Annotated in this window: 16 protein-coding genes; 13 read left to right on the plus strand and 3 right to left on the minus strand. The window is 37.3% G+C overall.

The features are described 5' to 3' along the window. Positions 1 to 170: 170 nt before the first annotated feature. The 5 genes from NPX99_RS08800 to ndk all read left to right on the plus strand — a co-directional run bounded on the left by NPX99_RS08800 (position 171) and on the right by ndk (position 10,522). Complete coding sequence (locus NPX99_RS08800; protein WP_442864044.1) at positions 171 to 1,379, plus strand: pertactin-like passenger domain-containing protein; 1,209 nt, start codon at positions 171 to 173, stop codon at positions 1,377 to 1,379. Beyond that, a complete protein-coding gene (gene bafA, locus NPX99_RS02750) occupies positions 1,346 to 3,889 on the plus strand; it encodes a BafA family autotransporter (RefSeq protein WP_442864045.1) in 2,544 nt (847 codons plus the stop codon). The genes NPX99_RS08800 and bafA (NPX99_RS02750) overlap by 34 nt, the downstream gene beginning before the upstream one ends. A gap of 360 nt (positions 3,890 to 4,249) precedes the next feature. Further along, complete coding sequence (bafA, locus tag NPX99_RS02755; RefSeq protein ID WP_269030228.1) at positions 4,250 to 6,799, plus strand: BafA family autotransporter; 2,550 nt, start codon at positions 4,250 to 4,252, stop codon at positions 6,797 to 6,799. Positions 6,800 to 7,188: 389 nt separating this feature from the next. Beyond that, the gene (gene bafA / locus NPX99_RS02760; protein WP_269030229.1) at positions 7,189 to 9,714 is read left to right on the plus strand and encodes a BafA family autotransporter; all 2,526 of its coding nucleotides are present in this window, start codon (positions 7,189 to 7,191) and stop codon (positions 9,712 to 9,714) included. Between the two features lie 385 nt (positions 9,715 to 10,099). Beyond that, a complete protein-coding gene (gene ndk, locus NPX99_RS02765) occupies positions 10,100 to 10,522 on the plus strand; it encodes a nucleoside-diphosphate kinase (protein ID WP_269030230.1) in 423 nt (140 codons plus the stop codon). A gap of 107 nt (positions 10,523 to 10,629) precedes the next feature. Here the strand turns inward: ndk and pgsA are convergent, their stop codons facing one another. From pgsA to NPX99_RS02780, 3 genes are all read right to left on the minus strand, one after another. Next, a complete protein-coding gene (pgsA, locus tag NPX99_RS02770; RefSeq protein ID WP_269030231.1) occupies positions 10,630 to 11,211 on the minus strand; it encodes a CDP-diacylglycerol--glycerol-3-phosphate 3-phosphatidyltransferase in 582 nt (193 codons plus the stop codon). Between the two features lie 77 nt (positions 11,212 to 11,288). Then, on the minus strand, positions 11,289 to 13,274 hold the full coding sequence (uvrC, locus tag NPX99_RS02775) for an excinuclease ABC subunit UvrC (protein ID WP_269030232.1): 1,986 nt from the start codon (positions 13,272 to 13,274) through the stop codon (positions 11,289 to 11,291). Positions 13,275 to 13,651: 377 nt separating this feature from the next. Continuing rightward, complete coding sequence (locus NPX99_RS02780; RefSeq protein WP_269030233.1) at positions 13,652 to 14,515, minus strand: 23S rRNA (adenine(2030)-N(6))-methyltransferase RlmJ; 864 nt, start codon at positions 14,513 to 14,515, stop codon at positions 13,652 to 13,654. Positions 14,516 to 15,086: 571 nt separating this feature from the next. Between NPX99_RS02780 and tatA the strand changes: the two genes are divergently transcribed. The 8 genes from tatA to NPX99_RS02820 all read left to right on the plus strand — a co-directional run bounded on the left by tatA (position 15,087) and on the right by NPX99_RS02820 (position 21,814). Then, positions 15,087 to 15,398, plus strand: coding sequence for a twin-arginine translocase TatA/TatE family subunit (gene tatA, locus NPX99_RS02785; RefSeq protein ID WP_269030234.1), 312 nt, complete (start codon positions 15,087 to 15,089; stop codon positions 15,396 to 15,398). 62 nt (positions 15,399 to 15,460) lie between these two features. Then, on the plus strand, positions 15,461 to 15,898 hold the full coding sequence (gene tatB / locus NPX99_RS02790) for a Sec-independent protein translocase protein TatB (RefSeq protein WP_269030235.1): 438 nt from the start codon (positions 15,461 to 15,463) through the stop codon (positions 15,896 to 15,898). Further along, a complete protein-coding gene (tatC, locus tag NPX99_RS02795) occupies positions 15,895 to 16,677 on the plus strand; it encodes a twin-arginine translocase subunit TatC (protein ID WP_269030236.1) in 783 nt (260 codons plus the stop codon). Before tatB ends, tatC begins: the two co-directional genes overlap by 4 nt. Before the next feature lie 58 nt (positions 16,678 to 16,735). Further along, entirely contained in the window at positions 16,736 to 18,013 is a 1,278-nt protein-coding gene (gene serS / locus NPX99_RS02800; protein WP_269030237.1) for a serine--tRNA ligase, read from the plus strand. 134 nt (positions 18,014 to 18,147) lie between these two features. Continuing rightward, entirely contained in the window at positions 18,148 to 18,807 is a 660-nt protein-coding gene (locus tag NPX99_RS02805) for a protein-L-isoaspartate(D-aspartate) O-methyltransferase (RefSeq protein WP_269030238.1), read from the plus strand. 169 nt (positions 18,808 to 18,976) lie between these two features. Then, positions 18,977 to 20,155 carry a M23 family metallopeptidase gene (locus NPX99_RS02810; RefSeq protein WP_269030239.1) on the plus strand — a complete coding sequence of 393 codons (1,179 nt, stop codon included), beginning with the start codon at positions 18,977 to 18,979 and terminating at the stop codon, positions 20,153 to 20,155. 401 nt (positions 20,156 to 20,556) lie between these two features. Further along, positions 20,557 to 20,994 (plus strand): preprotein translocase subunit YajC, encoded by a 438-nt coding sequence (gene yajC / locus NPX99_RS02815; protein ID WP_269030240.1) that lies wholly within the window; start codon positions 20,557 to 20,559, stop codon positions 20,992 to 20,994. Between the two features lie 433 nt (positions 20,995 to 21,427). Further along, positions 21,428 to 21,814, plus strand: a complete 387-nt coding sequence (locus tag NPX99_RS02820) for an Mth938-like domain-containing protein (protein ID WP_269030241.1) — start codon at positions 21,428 to 21,430, stop codon at positions 21,812 to 21,814. The last annotated feature ends 435 nt before the right edge of the window (positions 21,815 to 22,249 follow it).

The following is a 22,249-nucleotide window of genomic DNA, read 5'->3' on the forward strand; positions in this document are numbered from 1 at the left end:
TTTAAAAATACACACTGTAATATTTGGTTAGTTAGAGCTTAGTGCATTGAATGCTACGTATAGAGTGATTTGTCTTCTTGAAAAACATGAGAGAGCAAGTACGTCATGCTGTCTTTTCTGTGCACTTTTTCGAAATATGCGGATTTTTTTAAGATCATGGAGTGTGGAGAATGCAACACAAATTGATGTTGAGTGTTTGGGCATTGATGAACGGTAGTTTCGTTGTAAATATTGCAACTGTAGATGGAGTAGCTTCACCACGAGAGAAACCATTAATATCAGTATGCATAAGCAAGAATCTAAGAGAAAATGGTAAAAATCTCATTGATAAAAATTTTATAATTAAGGGTGGTCAAGTTGAAACTGTCGGGAAAGGCAAGTTTTTCACGGATACTCTTATTGAGGAATATGGCTTACAAAGCGTTGAGTATGGAGGACAAACACAAGATACTACAATCTGTGGTGGTGAACAAATTGTTTTGGGGGAGGAGAGTTCTGCTTATAACACTGAAATTTATGGTAAAGGTGAAGCATTTGGACAACAGAATGTGTATGATGATGGAGTTGCTTTCTTCACAAATATTATGAGTGGAGGAGAACAAAATCTCAGTACGTGGCTTGGCAACAAGGGAGGGGTAGCAGTGGATACAAAGGTTTTTGCAGCTGGGGTGCAAAATGTTTTCACAGGCGGTAAGGCAAATACCGTTACTTTGGAAGAGGGAGCTCTTCAAAGAGTCCATGCTGGTGGGTATGTGAAAACTCTGATGATTAATGATGGAGCCATTTCATTAGTCTATTCTGGTGCGATATTGGAAGGGGAAGTAAAGATTAATGGCTCTGGGAAACTTCACCTTTACGCTGGAGATAAGGGGCAGCAAACGAAAGTAGAAGAGATTGTTTTAAATGGCAAAGAATCTCAATTACGCTCTATTGCTACGGAAGTTGATGGATCAAGTTCTCTGATTAAGAAATTAGGAGGTCAGGGGAGTGTTATTTATACTGCTACTTCTATGGGTTCCACAGAGTTGAACCCATACTATTCTCTCCTGCGTATTGGTGATCTTTCGGGTAATATAGATTTCATTTTTAGAGCCAATTTTGCAGAGAGTTATGGTGATTACCTTTCGATTGAAAAGGGAACAGGAAACCATACAGTAAGTGTTATGGACTCTGGTACTGAAATTACCGAATCTTTTTTTCATTCATTGGATTTAATTACTGATAAAAGTGGAGGTGCTCATTTTACCTTAAAAAATCATTTTGGGGGCAAAGCGGATGCTGTTGATGGTGGAGCTTATATGTATGATCTAAAGCAACAAGATCAAAACGGGGGAAAATTTGGTATTTGGCGATCTCAGAAAAGCCTTCTACGTCCTTAATCGCTTTGTCTCGTACAGTATTGCCTATAGCTGAAACTTTTGAAAAAGAAGAGGATAAGACAGTTTCAAAAAATGCTATAGTCAGTTCTCATATAAGTGATTTCAGCGTTAGTAAGGGTCAATCCGTTTTGCAGAACTCTCTGCTTAATGATGATCATACAGTTTATATTTTTGATGATGGAGAGACAAAAGGGACCAAATTTTCCATTAATAATATGGTTGAGAGAGGTGGAACACTCTATGTTGAAGCAGGTGGTTTTAGTAAGAATACGACCGTTGGAAATGGTGGTTCTGAAGTTGTCGCAGAACAAGGAATTTCAAAATCTACTATTGTTTATGAAGGCGGACAACAGAAGGTAGAGGGGGGAGGAACAGCAATAGATACGACAATCTATGGTGGAAACCAATTTGTTTTCGGAGAGGGTGATGTGAATGACGGAGTTGTGAGTAGTACTGCTTATAGCACCACAATTTATGGTCAAGGTGAGGCACTGGGGCAACAGAGTGTGTATGATGATGGGGTAGTTTCAGACACAAAAATTATGAGAGGAGGAGTACAAAATCTTGCTAAGTGGTTCGCAGATGATGATGATTTTGCCCTAAAGAGTGGTGGTTTAGCAATGAATACTGAAGTTTTTGCAGGTGGCATGCAGCGTGTTTTAGCAGGAGGTGAGGCAGATATTGTCACGTTATACGCTGGTGCTGTTCAAGTCGTTCATGCTGGTGGATACATGAAAAATTTGACAATTCATGGCGGAGCTCATTCGTGGATCTTTTCTGGTGCGATATTAGGAGAAGAAATAACCGTTAATGATTTGGGACAGCTCAATCTTTATGCTGGAGATGATAAATTTCGCACTACGGCAGAAGAGATCAACTTAAGTGGAGAAATGTCTAAATTATACTCTATTGCTAACATTTCTGACGAAAGGAGCTCTTACATTCAAAATTTGAGTGGTGCAGGGGAAGTTATTTTTGCTTCTGCCGAGTCTCATTTATACTACTCTCGACTTTATATTGATAATCTTTCAGGAAGCCTACATTTTAATTTTAATGTTAGCCTTGCAGAAGGGAAAGGGGATTCCCTCTTTATTAAAAATGGTTCAGGATATCATACAATAAATGTTAAAGACTCAGGTCTTGAAATCGCTGATCCTTCTTCAAAAAGTCTTGATATTATTGTTGATAAAAGTGGAGGAGCGAATTTTACTCTGCAAAACTTTTCTGGTGCAAATGTTAAGGCTATTGATGGTGGAACCTATACATATGGTCTAAAGCAGAAAAATGGTGAGGATGGAAGTGAAAAAATTTGGTATTTGGCTGCGGTTTCCATTGACAATATACCACGGGGGAAAAGAACTCCGAGACATTTAAACCATAATCAATCTGTTGCTTTTCTTTCAACTGTTCCAGCACTAAGAGATCAAGCTTCTGAGGTGGTACGTTTCGCAGAACACTATCATTCTTCTGAAGAGCAGGAGCAGTCTGTTGTTTCTGCAAATGCTCCGTCATTTTCTGATCAGATACTGTTACGTCCAATTAATCAAAATAAACTTTCTCAACAAGTGAATGAAAAACTTTCAGTTTCTGATTTTTTAACCACGCCTTCTACGGATGCGGTTTTGTCATTGTCTGTTACACCGGCACTTGTTTTTAAGAATGAGTTGCAAACTGTGCGTGCGGGGAGAGGAATTCTAGAAAAAAATAAAAAAACTTCTGCTCTTTGGACATATGCAATCAAAAGTAAAGAGAGTGTTTCCGCAGACCACATAGATTTTAAGCTTGAACAAACAGGGATTATATTCGGGATCAGTGGTTTAAGTGAATTGGCCAATGGGGAGTTTTATATTGGTGGTTTTGGCAGTTATGACAAAGTACGTGTTGCTCATGCTCGTGGTGGTGTTAGCGGCATAAATACCTACGGCATAGGAGCTTATGCAACTTATTTTGACCATAGCGGATGGTATTTTGATAGTGTATTAAAATACAATCACTCTCAAAATACTTTGAATGCTGTTTCAACGAACGGTTTAGCTATTGAAGGGAATTATAACCAGTGGGCGGTAGGAACATCCTTTGAAGCAGGTTATCGGATTAAGGTAGCACAGCATAGTTGGATACAACCTTATGCGCAATTAATGTGGTTGCAAGTTGAAGGTAAAGAGATCAAGCTTTCGAATGAAATGACGGGTGAAATAAATCCCTTTACGTCATTACGCAGTGAAGTTGGGTTATCATTGGGGTATGAATTTTTGGATGGTGTAGAGACTTCATTGATGGGTTATGTTACGGCAGCATGGTTGCGTGAGAATAAAGATGACAATCATACGATGATTAATAAGCAGCATCAATTTGTCACGGATTTGTCAGGGAATGCGAGTAAATTAGGGATAGGTTTAAGCAGTTTTCTCAGTAATAACTTAAGGCTTTATGCAGAAGGGCATTATGTCAAAGGGCATAAGACGAAACAGTCTCTTCAGGGTATTTTGGGAGTGCGCTATAGTTTCTGAGTTTGTGTTTGGTCTTTCATTGGCTTTGTCGTGTATTTTTTACAAACGAGATATGCGATGAGTGGGGCGATCTTTTCTAAGATAAACGGACTTGCGGCTGTAGATGTTGCTGAGGAGGGGATTTTTTTATTTTACTTTTTACTGTTTGGTAAAAAGTTTCTGGAGAGATCTCAAAAAGGCAATGTAGCTATTATATCTTAAGTTCTCGATAAAATGAAGATTTTTCTAAAAAGTAAAATCTGTTTTTTGTAATGTTAATAAAGTGTTAAAGACAATTCTTAAAATTTTAGGTTGAAAATAGATTTTGCAGAGCTAATTACCTTTGATGTCTACTCAGACGTGAAGGGGGAGGAGGTAGCTATGCAATATAAGTGGAAATTGAGTTGTTGGATGCTCATGGTTAGTAGTTGTTTGGGGCAAACAGCGGCTGGGGAAGAGACGCAGTTTTTTTGTCAATCTTCAAACTATGGGGAAAATGAAAAAATATCCTATGATAATGAGGATATGAGAACAGGGGGGTGCATAAATATTAAATCATCTAAAAATGATCGTATATTAGAGATGAGCGGTGGAGCAGAATCCTTTGAAAAGCTTAGTCGTGGCATGGGGACAAAAATATCGGTAAGGAATGTATGGGGAAAAGATGGAAAAAATGATAATCAAGCCAGACAGTATGTAGAAGGAAATAATATTATAGCGCAGGAAGATTCGGAGCTCATTTTCATTAATAGTGGGACTGAACTAGACAATCATTTATTCGACAATAATGGTAAAGGCTACTTTTTAAATGATGATGATACGGATAAACCAGGGAAATCTATCAATAACACGGTTAAAAATGGTGGAGAGATTCATGTTTTGGCGGGAGGTCTCAGTCAAGAGAGCCAAATTGAATATGGCGGAACTGAAATTGTTCAAGCTTCAAAAGGAAAACAAGGATTTTCAGAAAATGCTATCGTTAAAGAAGGTGGAAAGCAAAGAATTGAGAATGGGGGGAAAGCGCAGGGAACACAAGTCTATGGTGGTGAACAGCTTGTTTTTGGAGAAGGTGATGTTAGAGGGGAAATGAAAGGTAGCAGCGCTTTTAATACTGTAATTTATGGCCAAGGCGAAACATTAGGGCGGCAAGAAGTGTATGACGGAGGAAGTGTTTGGAACACGGAAGTTATGCAAGGGGGTGTACAAGAGGTTGCAAAAAGGGATCAAGGTACAGAAAATGGTGGTTTTGCGTTTGATACGCAAGTTTTTGGTGGTGGTAAGCAAAATATCTTAGCAGGAGGTAGTGCTACTAGTGTCACTTTAAATGAAACTGCTGCGCAAGAAATATATGCTGATGGAACTGTGAAAAACCTGACAATTAATAATGAGGCAAAATCATGGGTGCATGCGGGAGCAACATTAGAAGGCAAAACGCTTTTAAATCATTCTGGACAGCTTCATCTTTATGCTGGAAATGATCAACATCATACGACAGTAGAAGATATTCTTTTAAATGGGAAAGATACAAAATTGTATTCCATCACCGATGAATTTGATGGCAAAAATTCTCTCATTCAGAAATTAAGTGGTGAGGGGAGTGTTATTTTTGCATTTACTGGCTCTGATCCGTATTATTCGCAACTTCATGTTCATGATCTTTCAGGAAGTTTACATTTTGCCTTCAATACAACTCTTGCACATAATCGTGGTGATTATCTCTTTGTTGATCATGGTACAGGTAAGCACACAATAAGTGTTACTGATTCTGGAATTGAAATCACAGATCCTTTTTCAAATAAGCGTGATTTGATTACAGACCAAAGCGGTGGCGCTGATTTTACTTTGACAGATCTCTCAGGTGAAAAAATTAATGCTATCGATGGTGGCACCTATATGTATGGTTTAAAACAAAGAAAAGATGAAAATGGAAAAGTTTGGTTCTTGTTTCCAGATCGGATCAAGGGACCAGAACCTTCACTTCCCGATCCAACAGATCCATTCGCTCCTGGTGGATCATCAACGACTCCTTCAGTTGATGCCATACTTTCTACAGCAGTAGCTTCTGGACTTATTTTTAACAATGAGCTGGAAATTATGCGTACGGGGAGAGGAATTCTGGATCAAAACAGGAAAGATACAGATTTATGGACTTACGCGCTCAAGAGCAGAGAACGTGTTACGACAGGCCATACAAATTTTAAGCTTGAGCAGACAGGAATCGTGTTAGGTGCTGATCATTTGAATGAATTAATGCATGGAGATTTGTATGTTGGTGGTTTTGGTAGTTATGATCAAGTACGCGTTGCTCATGCACGAGGAGGGGATAGCAACATAAACAGTTATAGCATTGGAGCTTATGCAACTTACTTTGATAATCGCGGATGGTATATGGATGGTGCTTTGAAATATAATTATTATCGAGATACCCTGAAAGCCATTTCAACGAACGGTTTAGATATTCAAGGCAATTATAATCAGTGGGCGATAGGAGGGGCATTTGAGATTGGTTGCCGTTTCGAGCCAGCGCAAAATGCTTGGATGCAACCTTATATAAAATTAACAGGATTGCAGGTTGAGGGAAAAAAAATCAAGCTTTCCAATGGAATGAGTGGTGATATAAGCCCATTGACTTCATTCCGTAATGAAGTTGGATTAACGGCAGGACATGAATTTATTTTTGGTACAGAAACTTCATTAACAGCTTATATTACGGTAGCTTGGTTACGTGAGAATATCAATAATAATCATACAACGATTAATCACCAGCACAAATTTATCACAGACTTATCCGGAAATGCGGGTAAGTTGGGAATTGGTTTAAACAGTTTTGTCAATGATAAACTCAAGCTTTATGCGGAAGCGCATTATCTGAAAGGGCATAAGATTAAGCAATCACTTCAAGGTATTTTAGGGTTACGCTATCTTTTTTAAGGATGCCTCTTATGTTATTGATTAAGCCTAGGACTGTATTGTTTTACAGCTTAAATGCGCAATGTGTATAACCTCTTGAGAATGTAGAGGCACTGAAGATAAGCTTACGCTCTATTAAAAGCGATATCATTTTTTTCATTTACTATTGCAAATATTGTAAATTGTGCCCTGTCCAAAAGGGCATAATTTGCATTTGATGAAGTTATACAGTCACGGGCTAAGGTAGTTTTTTGTGACTATAAATTTACAATTTATAATTGTATTATTAAAAATAATACACTAAAAAATTGTATTTAGACATAAATAAAACACATTATGATACAATCTAAAATGATCTACCTGCGGAATTGCGGGATTTTTATCTCATAATTGATAGTGGAGTATGGATAATGCGGCATAAATGCAAATTAAGTTTTTCAATATTGATGATCAGTAGTTGTCTTGTACAAATTGCAAGTGCAGTTGAGAATGAGGGGTTAGAAAAAATAACGACTGTGGGGAGTGGGAACAAAGTACCAAAAGGTTCAGCACTGGTCACGAGTAGTGTTAGCAATGCTATTACTATTCAAGATGGTGGTGTAGAGATTGTTGACAATGGTCGAACTTCTGTAGGGGCCACTATTGAAAACGGTGGGATGCAAATAGTTACACGTGCAGGAACTTCGATAAATCCTAAAATCCTTGGTGGTGGGCAGCAGTTTGTTTTTGAAGAAAAAGGTCTTAATATTACAAGTGTAGAGAAGCAAAGCAGTGCTTATGATGCTACAGTTTCTGGTGATAATAATGGTGTGGCGCAGCAGAATGTGTACGATGGTGCAATAGCTTGGCGTACGACAATTACAGGAGGAGGAGAACAGAATCTGTATACGGGGCACAAAAAAAGGGGGGGGAAGTCAATGGATACTGTGGTCTCTGAAAATGGTCGGCAACATGTTTTAGCGTTAGGAGAGTCCTATGGTACTACCTTGAAGGATAGTTCTGTTCAAGTTGTGTATCCTGGAGGGGTTGTGGATGGTCTAACGATTAACGATTTTGCTAGCTCGTGGATACATGTTGGTGTAACGGAAGTTGGAGAAGTAAAGGTCAATGATAACGGACGCCTTTATTTATTTGCTGGTGATCGCACAGACCATATCACGAAAGGGAAAGTTTCTGTAACAGGAAGAGCTGATGAAATACTATTTTTCGTTGGTGAGCGGCGCATTGCAGAAAGAGATCAGATTGACATTGAAATTTTAACGGGTGAGGGAGGAACTGTCATTTTTACTTCTATTCCATATGATCCACGTCATATTTTACTTCATGTTGAAGAACTTTCAGGGAATTTACATTTTCGTTTCAACATTAATGCTATCGGTGGTGGTGGTGATTACTTGTTGATTGATGATGGTGCAGGTAACCACAAAATAAGCGTTGTTGATTCTGGTGCTGAAATCACAGGTTCTCTTTTACAAAAAAACGGTTTCGTTACAGAAATTAATTTAGCTACCGACAAAAGTGAAGATGGAGGCGCTAATTTTACTTTGGCAAATCACTCTGGTACAGAGATTTCAGCTGTTGATGGGGGAACCTTTATGTATCGTTTGTGTAAAAGAGACAGGAGTGCTGGTTCGAGTGGTGATTATACAATTTGGTATTTAAGTATGGCGAGTATAAACTCAGAATGTTCAAGCACTCTTCCTGCACGGACGAATAAGAAACAAAAAGTTACTACCTTCTCAGGTGATTTACCTAGGGATGTGGGAACGGGTACACGGTCTCGTCCCAATAATAATGGAAGGCGTTATAAGCTCCCCCCCCAACCAAGACCGCCGCGGCATTTGAGAGAGGATCAGAGTGTTTCTGTTGCTTTCGCAGAACATTATCATTCTTCTGAAGAGCAGGAGCAGTCTGTTGTTTCTGCAAATGCTCCGTCATTTTCTGATCAGATACTGTTACGTCCAATTAATCAAAATAAACTTTCTCAACAAGTGAATGAAAAACTTTCAGTTTCTGATTTTTTAACCACGCCTTCTACGGATGCGGTTTTGTCATTGTCTGTTACACCGGCACTTGTTTTTAAGAATGAGTTGCAAACTGTGCGTGCGGGGAGAGGAATTCTAGAAAAAAATAAAAAAACTTCTGCTCTTTGGACATATGCAATCAAAAGTAAAGAGAGTGTTTCCGCAGACCACATAGATTTTAAGCTTGAACAAACAGGGATTATATTCGGGATCAGTGGTTTAAGTGAATTGGCCAATGGGGAGTTTTATATTGGTGGTTTTGGCAGTTATGACAAAGTACGTGTTGCTCATGCTCGTGGTGGTGTTAGCGGCATAAATACCTACGGCATAGGAGCTTATGCAACTTATTTTGACCATAGCGGATGGTATTTTGATAGTGTATTAAAATACAATCACTCTCAAAATACTTTGAATGCTGTTTCAACGAACGGTTTAGCTATTGAAGGGAATTATAACCAGTGGGCGGTAGGAACATCCTTTGAAGCAGGTTATCGGATTAAGGTAGCACAGCATAGTTGGATACAACCTTATGCGCAATTAATGTGGTTGCAAGTTGAAGGTAAAGAGATCAAGCTTTCGAATGAAATGACGGGTGAAATAAATCCCTTTACGTCATTACGCAGTGAAGTTGGGTTATCATTGGGGTATGAATTTTTGGATGGTGTAGAGACTTCATTGATGGGTTATGTTACGGCAGCATGGTTGCGTGAGAATAAAGATGACAATCATACGATGATTAATAAGCAGCATCAATTTGTCACGGATTTGTCAGGGAATGCGAGTAAATTAGGGATAGGTTTAAGCAGTTTTCTCAGTAATAACTTAAGGCTTTATGCAGAAGGGCATTATGTCAAAGGGCATAAGACGAAACAGTCTCTTCAGGGTATTTTGGGAGTGCGCTATAGTTTCTGAGTTTGTGTTTGGTCTTTCATTGGCTTTGTCGTGTATTTTTTACAAACGAGATATGCGATGAGTGGGGCGATCTTTTCTAAGATAAACGGACTTGCGGCTGTATGCTGCTTAGGGAGTTTTCTCGTGTTTTTGCTTTTTAAGGAGTAGGTTGAGGAGAGAATATTTAGTTTTTTGAAAGGTGATCCAATCTTTTTAGGAGGAGGCTATGATCATTGTTATGAGGGGGAAAATTACAAGAATTGCTGTTTTTATGAAAGTTTTCTCTAAATTAATAACAGGATTTTGAAAATTAATACACATTATTCTACAGTTACTTGGCAAGAGGTTTTTTGCTCGTTATAGAACGCCACAAGATAATTTTGTCAATAAAATATAAGGTGGTCAAATGGCTATAGAACGTACTTTTTCAATGATTAAGCCGGATGCAACACGTCGTAATTTGACGGGAGCAATTACAAAAATGCTTGAGGATGCAGGATTACGTGTTATTGCATCTAAGCGTGTGTGGATGAGCCAGCGTGAAGCTGAAAATTTCTATGCAGTTCATAAGGAACGTTCATTTTTTTGTGAGCTGGTTGAATTTATGTCTTCTGGTCCAACGATTGTGCAAGTTTTAGAAGGGGAAAATGCAATTGCTAAAAATCGTGAAGTGATAGGAGCTACAAATCCTCTGGAGGCGCAAGAAGGAACAATTCGTAAAACACATGCTCTGTCGATTGGCGAAAATTCCGTTCATGGTTCAGATAGTGCTGAAACAGCAAAGACAGAAATTGCTTTTTGGTTTTCCGAAATAGAAATTGTTGGTTAATCAAAGCATGTATACAAAGAAAAGAATCCCGCAACATCCTGTTTCGGGATTTTCTTTATGGGGTTATGAATTTCCTAGAAAGTATCTATAAAGAAAGCACATTATTTTCATGTGATGACATGTTTTAAGCCTGCACGAAAATAATCCCATCCTGTCCACAATGTGAGGAGAGCAGAAATCCACAGCATAATGATGCCGAATTCCATTGTATATGGAATAATTTTATTGCCAGAAGGTCCTGCCAAGAGAAGGACAATAGCTATCATCTGTACAAAAGTTTTCCATTTTGCAAGACGAGAAACAGGAACACTAACTTTCAATTCAGCCAAATATTCACGTAATCCTGATACAAGAATTTCTCTGCAAAGAATAATAATGGCGGCCCATAAAGTCCATCCAGCAATAGTACTGTCAGCAGCAAGTAAGAGCAGACAGGCAGAAACAAGAAGTTTATCTGCTATGGGATCGAGCATGCGACCAATATTGGATGTTTGTTCCCAAATACGGGCGAGGTAACCGTCTAGAAAATCAGTAATAGATGCAATAACAAAAAGGGAAACGGCAATCCAACGTGCAATATCGCTTGATTGTAGCCGTCCTTCTACAAAAAAGCACGCAACAACCATAGGCACCGCAACAATTCGTGCATAAGTGAGAATATTGGGAAAAGAAAAAGTATGTTTTTTCATAGAGCTATTTTCAATTCTTTGTGAAATATAATATATTATTTCATAAATGTAACAAAGCACAGATTATGAAAAAAGTCTTATTTTTCGTTAAAATGGTCGTGAATTTTTTGTGCAGTCATAAGAGAGATGCCCTTAACTCTTATTAAATCTTCGAGTGAAGCACCAGAAACAGCTTTAGCACTTCCAAAGTGATGAAGCAATGCACGCTTTCTTGTTGGACCGATATGTGCGATTTCATCAAGTGGATTTTTAAATACTGCTTTTTTTCGTTTTTCTCTATGCGTTCCAATTGCAAAACGGTGTGCTTCATCGCGTAGACGTTGCAAAAAATAAAGGAGAGGGTCACGTGAAGGAAGTGTAAAAGCTGTTTTGCCTTTTATAAAAAAACGTTCACGTCCTGCTCTACGGTCAGCGCCTTTAGCAATTCCAATGACCGTGATAAAATTATCTAATTCTAATTCAGATAATATTGTAAGCACACTGTTTAGTTGTCCTTCACCACCATCAATTAATATAAGATCAGGCCAAATAGGAAAAGAATCATCATTTTGATTTTTTATCTTATTGTTTTTATACGGTAGACCATGCTCTTTAATAAGGCGTGAAAATCTTCGTTTGATGACTTCTTTCATCATACCAAAATCGTCACCAGGTGTGATATCGGTTGAGCGGATGTTAAATTTGCGATATTGATTTTTAATAAATCCCATTTTGCCCGCAACAATCATTGCGCCTACTGCATTTGTCCCCATAATATGAGAATTGTCATAGACTTCTATACGATGTGGAGTATGAGAAAGTTGGAATATTTCAGCAAGTCCTTGAAGTAATTTTGTATGTGTAGCTGTTTCTGCAAGCTTTCGTCCAAGGGCTTCATGTGCATTGATATGAGCATGCTTAACGAGAGTTTTACGTTCACCTTGTTTGGGTAAAGAGAGAAGTATTTTACGATTTGCTTTTAGGCTGAAAGCTTCTGTAAGAAGTGCCTTTTCTTCGATTGATTCAGATAAAAGAATGAGTTTTGGGAGTGGCTTATCATCATAAAATTGGGCAAGAAAACTTGCTAAAATTTCGGCACTAGAAAAAGACGGATCTGCTTTAGGAAAATAGGCTCGATTTCCCCAATTTTGCCCCATACGAAAAAAAAACACTTGAATACAGGTGACCCCTTCCCGTTGCGCAATGGCAAAGACATCTGCTTCTTGTATCGTTTGAGGATTAATACCTTGGTGGCTTTGTATGTGAGAGAGGGATGATAAGCGATCACGATAGGCAGCGGCTTGTTCAAAATCAAGATTTTCTGCGGCTTGATGCATAGCCTGAACCATATCATGTTTAACGGATTGGCTTTTTCCCGAAAGGAAAGCTTTTGCTCCTCTCACCAGCTCTTTATAATCACGATCACTAATTTCATTTGTACAGGGTGCAGAACATCGTTTAATTTGATAAAGTAAACAGGGACGTGTGCGGTTTTCAAAAACTGAATCGGTACAGGTGCGTAATAAAAAGGCGCGTTGTAAAACGTTGATTGTTTGTGTCACTGCACCTGAAGAGGCAAAAGGGCCAAAATAATGTGCTTTTCTTGTTCGGGCACCACGATGTTTATAAAGTGCAGGTGCTCGGTAATCGTCAGTAATAATGATATAAGGAAAGCTTTTATCATCACGCAATAAGACATTAAAACGCGGATGAAATCTTTTGATGAGGTTAGCTTCTAACAGGAGTGCTTCTGTTTCTGTATGGGTGACGACAAATTCCATATGATATGTTGCACGTATCATACGAGCAATACGGTTATTGTGTCCTTGTTCATGGGTATAATTTGAAACGCGTTTTTTGAGATTACGTGCTTTACCAACATAGAGAACATCACCATTTTCATCTACCATCCGATAAACGCCGGGTTTATGGGGAAGATGTTTGACAAACTCTTGTATGAGTTTAACACCTTTGAATTGATTTTCATCATTTCCCCGATTGGCATTGTTCCATGGTCCAAGAGAGAGAAAAGAGAGATTTTCTCGTTCATTTTTGGAATAAGTTGTGTTGTTTTTCAGGATCATTCAGTTTACCCAGAAAGGTTTTTATCCATCAAGTACTCTCATTTATGTAATGATAGTTATTTTTCTTATAAAGAATGCATTATGATACGAGATTATTGAATCTTGGCGTTATTACTTTTGTAGGAAACATTGAGAGCGGTTTTTAAAAACAATTTTACAAGTTTGGCAATTTTAATCTCTTGCTGATGATCGGTTATATTAAAGTAGGTTTTGTTTAAAAAATCGAATTCGTACTGCTGATTATAATGTGCATTGGAAGTTGATATAGTCAAGAGGACAAAGAAGCCGACTAGTATTACAGTAGTTTTGAGTGGCTTCATGCCTATGATTCTTACCAATCAGATTCTGATTTAAGGTAAATATAGAATAAAAAAAATTTAACACAATAAATGTTCCTTTTGGATCCATTTAAGAGTCATTTGTGCATTTCTATCTTGTCCAAGACGAGAAAGAAGGAAGGGGCTAAGTTTTTTCATTTCTTCTTCAAGAAGATAAGGAGGATTGATAAGAATCATACCACTACCACACATTGTAGGTGGCACAGAGCTTTTTCGAATACGCATTTCGAGTTGCAGAATTTTAGGGATTCCTGTTTGGTAGAGTGCGTAAAGAAAATTTTCAATTTCTTTGTCATATTTGACGGGATACCATAAAGCGTAAATTCCTCCAGAGAAACGGCGATATGCTTTCATCAATCCCTCAATAAGACGGGAAAATTCATCAGGTTTCTCAAAGGGAGGGTCAATAAGGATAAAGCCACGTTTTTCCTTTGGTGGTAAATGCGCATTTAAAGAGAGCCAACCATCCAAATGTAGGACTTTTGTTTGATAATCACCGGTAAATTTTTTTGCTAAAATGCGATAATCTTCATCGTGTAATTCAATTGCGGTGAGTCGATCTTGTTTACGCAATAATTGGCGAATAAGAACAGGAGAGCCAGGATAGAAGGCTATTTCTTTTTTTTCTTTATTGAGTGTATTAATAATATCATACCATGGACAAAGGAATGTTTTTAAATCTTCTGGAATAGGAGCTGAAAAAAAACGTTGGACGCCTTCACGACACTCTCCTGTTTTTTGCGCTTCTAAAGAGGAAAGATCATAAATACCAATCCCAGCATGCGTGTCTATAACGCGAAAAGCTTTAGCTTTGCGTTTGAGATATTCTATAATGCGGGTGACAATAATGTGTTTAAAAACATCAGCAAAATTGCCAGCATGATAAATATGCCGATAATTCATGAGTAAATTTTACCAATATATATGATTACCTACCAAATTCCCTATTAAAATAGAAATAACTTTATATATAAGCAAAAAACCTTTTGTAGAAGACAAAAATATATATCTTCAAAAGAAGGTCAATATTGTGAATTGCTGGTTGTTTATTATAATTTTTTAGCAGTTGTAATTTATATGAACGCGATTAGCAACTCACATTAAAATCTTTTCATTTCATGGTGATAATATGGTAGAAATCTGCACAATTATGCAAATAATACCATTTTAAAAAGGTAAAATATTGGAATATGCATGGAGTGCTTACTATAGTGTTTACAGATAGATCAGATGAAACTGCTTTAAGAGAAGAATTTGCAAGTCTTTTGAGTTTAATAAAATAATTGATTATTTTTCAATATAATGTGCTGAGCAAAAAGAAAATATGCTAAAAATTAAATTGTAACACAAAAACCTGTGATTGCCTTTAATCGAAAGAGAAAATATACTGTTAAGTTATGATTATATTTGGAAAATTCCTTACAGAGTGAGGATAAAAATATGAATTCAAAATTAAAAACAGTGAGAGAGATTAATGGGTAATATTTTTTCACCAGCGCATTTAATTGTCATTTTACTGATTATCCTAGTGCTTTTTGGGAGTGGCAAGGTCTCTGAATTAATGGGCGATGTTGCTAAGGGGATTAAGGCTTTCAAAAAGAATATGAAAGAAGAAGAGAACAACGTTGAGGATAAATCTTCAATGGCTGATTATTCCAAAACAATAGAATGTGAATCTCAACAATCTGAGCCATTATCGGTAAAGCCTGTAGCAGCATGCAGAAAAAGTTCTTCTTCTACTAAGGGAAGAAAGACATCTGTTGCTGAAAAACGTCGTGTGAAATAACAAAAACGTAAACAGAGTTGTACATTATTTAAAAAATGAAAGAGTGGAGTCAAGTATAAGCGATGTTTGGGATTGATGGGCCAGAATTTCTCGTGATTTTACTTGTTCTCATTGTTGTGGTTGGACCAAAAGATTTACCTAAAATGCTAAGGACAATGGCAAGGGCAATGGCTTATGTACGTTCAAAAGGGAATGAATTTCGTCACCAGTTTGATGATGCAATGAAACAAGCCGAGCTTGATGATTTGCAAAAAACAATCGCGGATATCAAAGATTTCAATCTCAACAAGGAGTTGACAGAGACTTTTAATCCCCTTCATGATGCAGTAGAGAATATCCAAAATTTTGAAGTAAATGCAAGGCACTATAAATTAGAAAAAGATAAAGAGATTTTGATACGTGATCAAAATAAAACCAATGAAAATACAATCATATCCGTTGATCTTCAGAGTTCTAAGAGTATTTCTAAAACATTTAAAAATAAAAAAGATCTGTCATGAAAGTTAAGAAAGATGAAGTTGATGCCAGTATGGCACCACTTATAGAACATTTGCTTGAACTTCGTCAGAGAATTATTGCTGCTCTGGTTGCATTTTTTATAGCTTTTATTATGTGTTTTCTTATCAAAGATTATATTTTAAATTTTTTGATATGGCCTTATCAGTGGGCAATGAAAATATCAGGTGGTAATCCTGAGAGTATTCGTCTTCAATCAACACAAGTATGGGAAACTTTTTTAACGAAGATGAAACTTGCTGCTTTTGGAGCAGCTATTTTATCCTTTCCCTATACAGCTTTTCAGTTTTATAGTTTTATTGCTCCAGGACTTTATAAAAATGAACGTATGGCTTTTTTACCATTTCTCATTGGAGGACCGATTTTATTTTGTATAGGGGGAGCATTTGTTTATGTTTTGTTAGCGCCCATAATGCTTTGGTTTAGCCTTTCTCAGCAATTTCTTCCAGATATTCATTTGAGAATAGAGTTTATCGTCCGTATCTCCGATTACTTGAGTTTTATGACGTCGTTTATCCTGATTTTTGGTTTGATTTTTCAATTACCTCTTGTAACTAGTCTTTTAACGAAAATTGGATTTTTAACTTCTTATGGTTTGGTATCCAAACGAAAATGGGCTATCCTCCTCTCTTTTATCATTGCGGCGATAGTAACTCCATCGGATTTTTTTACTATGTTTGCAGTAGCTTTACCAACGATAGCTCTTTATGAGATTTCAATTTTAATTGCGTACTGTATAGAAAAAAGAAAAAAATCCTCTTAAGAAAAGTTTATATTGTGTGATAGGAAACAGATAGCAACGATGCAAATGAGGAATTTTGATGCTGGATATTAAGTGGATTCGTGAACACCCTGAGGAATTAGATAAAGCGCTAGAAGATAGAGGTATCGAGCCGCAAGCTAAAAATTTAATAGAGCTTGATCGGGAGCGTCGGTCGCATGTTGCTAAAGTGCAATTTGCCCAAGAGCGTCGCAATGCTGCTTCAAAGGAAATAGGACAAGCATTGGCTGCGGGTGATCAGGAAATGGTTGAACGCGTTAGAGCTGAGGTTGAAGAGATTAAAGTTTTCCTTTCTTCTGCTACAGCGGAAGAAAGGCGGTTAACTGAAAGCTTGGAAAAGGCTCTTTCAGCACTGCCCAATATTCCATTGGATGATGTTCCAAAAGGTAAAGATGAAAGTGATAATGTTGTCATTCGACATTTTGGGGCACCCACGGCATTTGATTTTACACCAAAGGAACATTTTGATCTTGGTCAAAATCTTAAACAGATGGACTTTGAACGAGCAGGTCGTTTATCAGGGACACGCTTTACAGTACTTTCAGGAGCATTAGCACGGCTTGAACGTGCATTGGGCCAATTTATGCTTGATGTCCATGTTGAGGAGCATGGTTATACAGAGGTTTCTGTGCCTCTTCTTGTTCGTGATGAGATTGTGTACGGAGCAGCTCAGTTGCCGAAATTTGCTGATGATCTTTTTCAGACGACCGATGGTCGATGGCTTATTTCTACAGCAGAAGTGCCGTTAACCAATTTGGTAAACAATGAAATTCTTGAGAGTTCAGATTTACCATTGCGGTTTTCTTCTCTGACTCCTTGTTTTCGATCAGAGGCGGGTGCAGCAGGTCGTGATACGCGCGGTATGTTGCGTCAACATCAGTTTTGGAAAGTAGAAATGGTATCGATTACAACTGAGGAGCAATCTTTAAAAGAGCTGGAACGTATGACAGAATGTGCAGAAGATGTTTTAAAACGTCTTGGCTTGCCTTTTCGCACAGTCGTTCTTTGTACAGGAGATATGGGATTTGCAGCGCGTAAAACTTATGATATTGAAGTTTGGCTTCCTGGACAAAGGTGCTATCGTGAAATTTCCAGTTGTTCAGTTTGTGGAGATTTTCAAGGGCGACGCATGAATGCTCGATATCGTAAAGAGGGGGATAAAGCATTGCACTTTGTTCATAGCCTTAATGGTTCAGGTACGGCTATTGGGCGTTGTCTGATCGCGGTTCTTGAGAATTATCAGCAAGCTGATGGATCGATTATTGTTCCGGATGTTTTACAACCCTATATGAAGGGCATGCGTTGTATTGCTGCTTAATTTTGGGAAAGGAGAAACCGATATGCATTTATTGCTAAAAGATGATGACATGCAAACGCGAGGTTTTGCCATTTTTGAAGAAATGAGTTTTCCGTACAATAAGGATATTACTCCATTGGAGATCAAATGACGCTATGGGGCAAAAGGGTACTTTACGATTTCGTGAGGAATTGGCCGGACTTGTACTGAAAATGCGTAGCAAAGGAATTGATGATGTTCGCTTTTTTGCTGCACTCGAGAAAATTCCACGTCAACAATTTGTTGCTACTCCTTGGGTTAGCAGTGCTTATGATAATAAAATTATTCCAATCGAGTGCGGTGAATATATTGAGCGTTTGGAAGAACAACTTTTGATTCTTTCTGCTTTGTCACTGAAAAAAAAACATCGTGTCTTAGAAATTGGTACAGGATCTGGTTTTTGTACCGCTCTTATGGCATGCCTCAGTGACCGTGTGACAACAATTGATCGCTATAAAACGCTTGTTCATGTGGCGTCCCAAAAATTTCAAACTTTGGGGCTTGAAAATATTATTGTACGGCAGTTTGATGGAAGCCAACCCGTTACAGATTTTGGATCATTTGATCGTATTCTTATTTGGCCGTCTCGTTCTGATGAACCAAAGGAATTTTTAGAACTGTTAGCTGAAAATGGGATTCTCATACAAGCTATAGGACCTCATGAAGGGGTGCAAACCGTGACGCGCTATACAAAAATTGGCAGTCGATTTGAGCGTTTAAAAATGTTCCAAGTGCGTTATCAACCCTTTATTAAAGGTATTGCGGAAACACTTTAATTTTTGAAATTGAAGATACTGCACGAACTTTCTTACTTTTTTATTTTATATTAAATTCATTTTGAGCTTATTATAAAGGCATTTATGAATAAAATATCTCATTTTAACTCTTAGGTAATATTAAAACGCTTTAATAGAATGAGTTGAGTATGAATGAGTGAGCAAAACTATGGGTTTGAAAGTTTTGAATAATATTTTTTGGCGTAATTTTCAGGGAATAATTTTTTTAGTGATGATAACGGTTTTTGCGGGGTGTAGTTCCGGTACGCAGCGTTTTGCTAATATTTTCCCTGATCGTACGGAGACTACTCATTCAAATATGTCTACAACTCTGTCTGCAGATCCGCGAATGCTGTCGTATGGTGGCATGATACAGAGCTCTGAATTGCCTCCTGTGGAGTCGAGCAGTGATTCATGGGGCAATGATAATACTCCGTATAATTCTACACAACAAAGAGGGGAATCTTCTTCTGATAGTCGAATGATGGGAATACCGCCACGCGATCTTGGAACACTTTCTCGTTCACAAATGGATAATTCTCCTATTTTTCGGCGAAATTCTTATATTGTCCAGAGTGGAGATACGCTGTTAAGCATTGCACGGCAAATAGGGGTCAATGTTGAGGCATTAAAATCAGCAAATGGTATAAGCAATAATTCCATTTATATCGGTCAGGTACTTATGATTCCAAATAGGCGTACACCAGCTGTTTCGAATACCAACAATAATGATAGGGTATTCTCAACAACAGAATCTTCAGTTCAGCCTCAAAATACCTCTTCCATAAGATATAAGAAGGCTTCATCTATAAATAAAACTTCCACAACAGTTCCACCTTCTGCAAAGATAAACAGGTCGAATACTGAAAAGAATTCTTCGAAACATAATATGATGCAATTAAATCATGAAGCTAGTTTGCCAGATGCTATAACAAATACGGAGAGTATTGTTACTCCGCAAGCTACAGGAATTTCTAAAATGCGTTGGCCAGTACGAGGACGTTTATTAAGTCAGTTTGGTCAAAAAAAAGGAACGGCAACTAATCGGGGAATAGATATTGCTGTACCTGAGGGCTCATCGGTAAAGGCGGCGGAAAATGGTGTTGTTATCTATGCGAGTGATGGATTAAAAGAGCTTGGCAATGTTGTTATGATTCGGCATGAAGACAATATTATTACTATTTATGGATGTAACAGTAGGCTTGTTGTTAACAAGGGACAAAGGATACGTCGTGGTGATGAGATTGCTAAGTCTGGTATTTCAGGAAATGTTAAAACGCCACGTGTCTATTTTGAGGTGCGTAAAAACGCTGTACCTGTTGATCCTACCGAATATTTAGAAAATTGAGTCATAGGACTGTATTTTAGAAATCTGTAATTTATAGAGCTTAAGCAAAACAGTTGATAGAATTCAGTCTGATAATGGTTTTGAGTGTAAGAATTATAGATTTGGGAATGATAGATAATTCGGTACTCTCATGAGAGGGTATAAAAAATCATTTTGTATTATTTTTTTTTGATGAGTAAAAATATGCATATTGAATGATATATAAAACAAATCTGTTCTTTAGAAGTTTTTTTCTCGTTGTTTTCCGTCTCTTAAGAGTTTATTGTCTTTCTATAAAGTTGTGATTACATTGTGGTAGTTATTGCTTTGTATAATGGATCCTCTAGAAAAGCTTTTTGTTAAGCTGAACGTTTATTTTAATAAAATGAAAATACCTGAAGTTTAATCTATAGGAGATAAAAATGCTTATTACCAATGCTTATGCCCAAGTTGCAGGTGGTGTTTCCAATGGTGCCTCACTTGTGAGCTTCGTTCCATTCATTTTAATTTTTGCAATTATGTATTTTTTTATAATACGCCCACAGCGTGCACAAATGAAAAAGCGTCAGGAGATGCTTAATGCTGTACGTCGTGGTGATACAGTTATAACGGGTGGTGGTATTATAGGCAAAGTTACAAAGGTTTACGATGAGAGTGGTGAACTAGAGGTTGAGATTAGTGATGCTATACAAGTTCGTGTTATCCGCTCAACATTAGCGGATGTTCGTGTGAAAGGCGAACCGGTTTCAGAAAAAAAATCAAAACTTGTTAAAAAAAAGGTACCACAAAAATCTAAAGCGGTAACAAAGGAAAAAGTGAATATCTCTCAAGAGAAAAAAGCTGTGTCAAAGGAAAACTGATCTTAAATATAATGACAGTTTATTCTGGTCTTTTACAGAACATTTTTATTGTGGTTGTCATAATCGATGCACAAATATAATTTTTTGTTTTCTGCGGGTGAGTTGAAGTGCTGACATCAGTTTTGGAGTAGAGCAGTAAATTCTTTATTTCTTTAAGTAAGGTCAGTGTTTTGCATAGTAGAAATCTCTTGTTTGGAAGCAAATAGATTGAGAGAATTTTTTCAAGATGGGTTTCCTTAAATCAGCGCAGCATTTGGTCGTGGTTTATTGTGAGCTTTCATATGTTTGTTTGTATTGTTAGGGGGAATAAAAGAGATTTACATCAATATTGCTGTACGAATTATGATTATAGATCAGTATTTACTGTAGGTCCTTTGCTGATTTTAGGGAAGAAAAAATACGATTGAATTTTTTAAAATAAAGGATGCTTACTATGTCTCATGCCATTCAAATCCGTGAGGCCCATTTTCCAAGGCGAGCACCTATTGATGCTTATGGAAATGGTGGATTTCGTTTTGCTGATATGTCACATAGAGGTTCTCTTGTTTGTCTGCCATCAGGTATTTATGGTATTGATATGGTAGGACCTATTCCCACTCAAGAAGATATATCTCGTATTTTAGAAGAATCATCTGAGATTGAAATTTTGTTAATAGGTACGGGAGTTGAATTATTGCCGTTGCCTAAAGAGCTACGGGTTCTTTTATGGGAAAAGCGTATTTCATCAGATACAATGAGTACGGGAGCTGCGGTGCGTACATTTAATGTTTTGTTAGCTGAAGATCGTGCCGTTGCTGCCTTGTTGTTTGCAGTAGAATGATGCATTTAATAAAGTCAACACTTATTTTAAAATAGAGAAATTGTCTAGTTATTGATTCTATAGAATTTTCTTAATTCCTACTCTTTTTATATTTTCTTGGATGCAAGGTTATAAAACAGGAGATTGAAAGTTACTTTGGTTAATTTTTTGCCAGTTTTAGTACAATGAATGTTTCAAATCCGATGAAACCAATTATCATGATTTCTTTTAATTCAGGTGAAATAAAGGAAAAGATATCTATTGGGAATTTACTTTTCAGATGAGTAAAATCATCTTTCTCTCTTGCCTAAAAGTTGTATCACACACTCCATTTTAAGCCTGTATACAAAATATATTAATCCAGATATGTTCATGTGTATGATAATATCATTTGTCAATAATATTTACCAATGTCGTCTTCTTAAATAAGCATTTCGTTTTTAAGAAGATGTTTTT

The sequence above is a fragment of the Bartonella sp. 220B genome (assembly GCF_026930205.1).
Taxonomy (GTDB): Bacteria; Pseudomonadota; Alphaproteobacteria; order Rhizobiales; family Rhizobiaceae; genus Bartonella.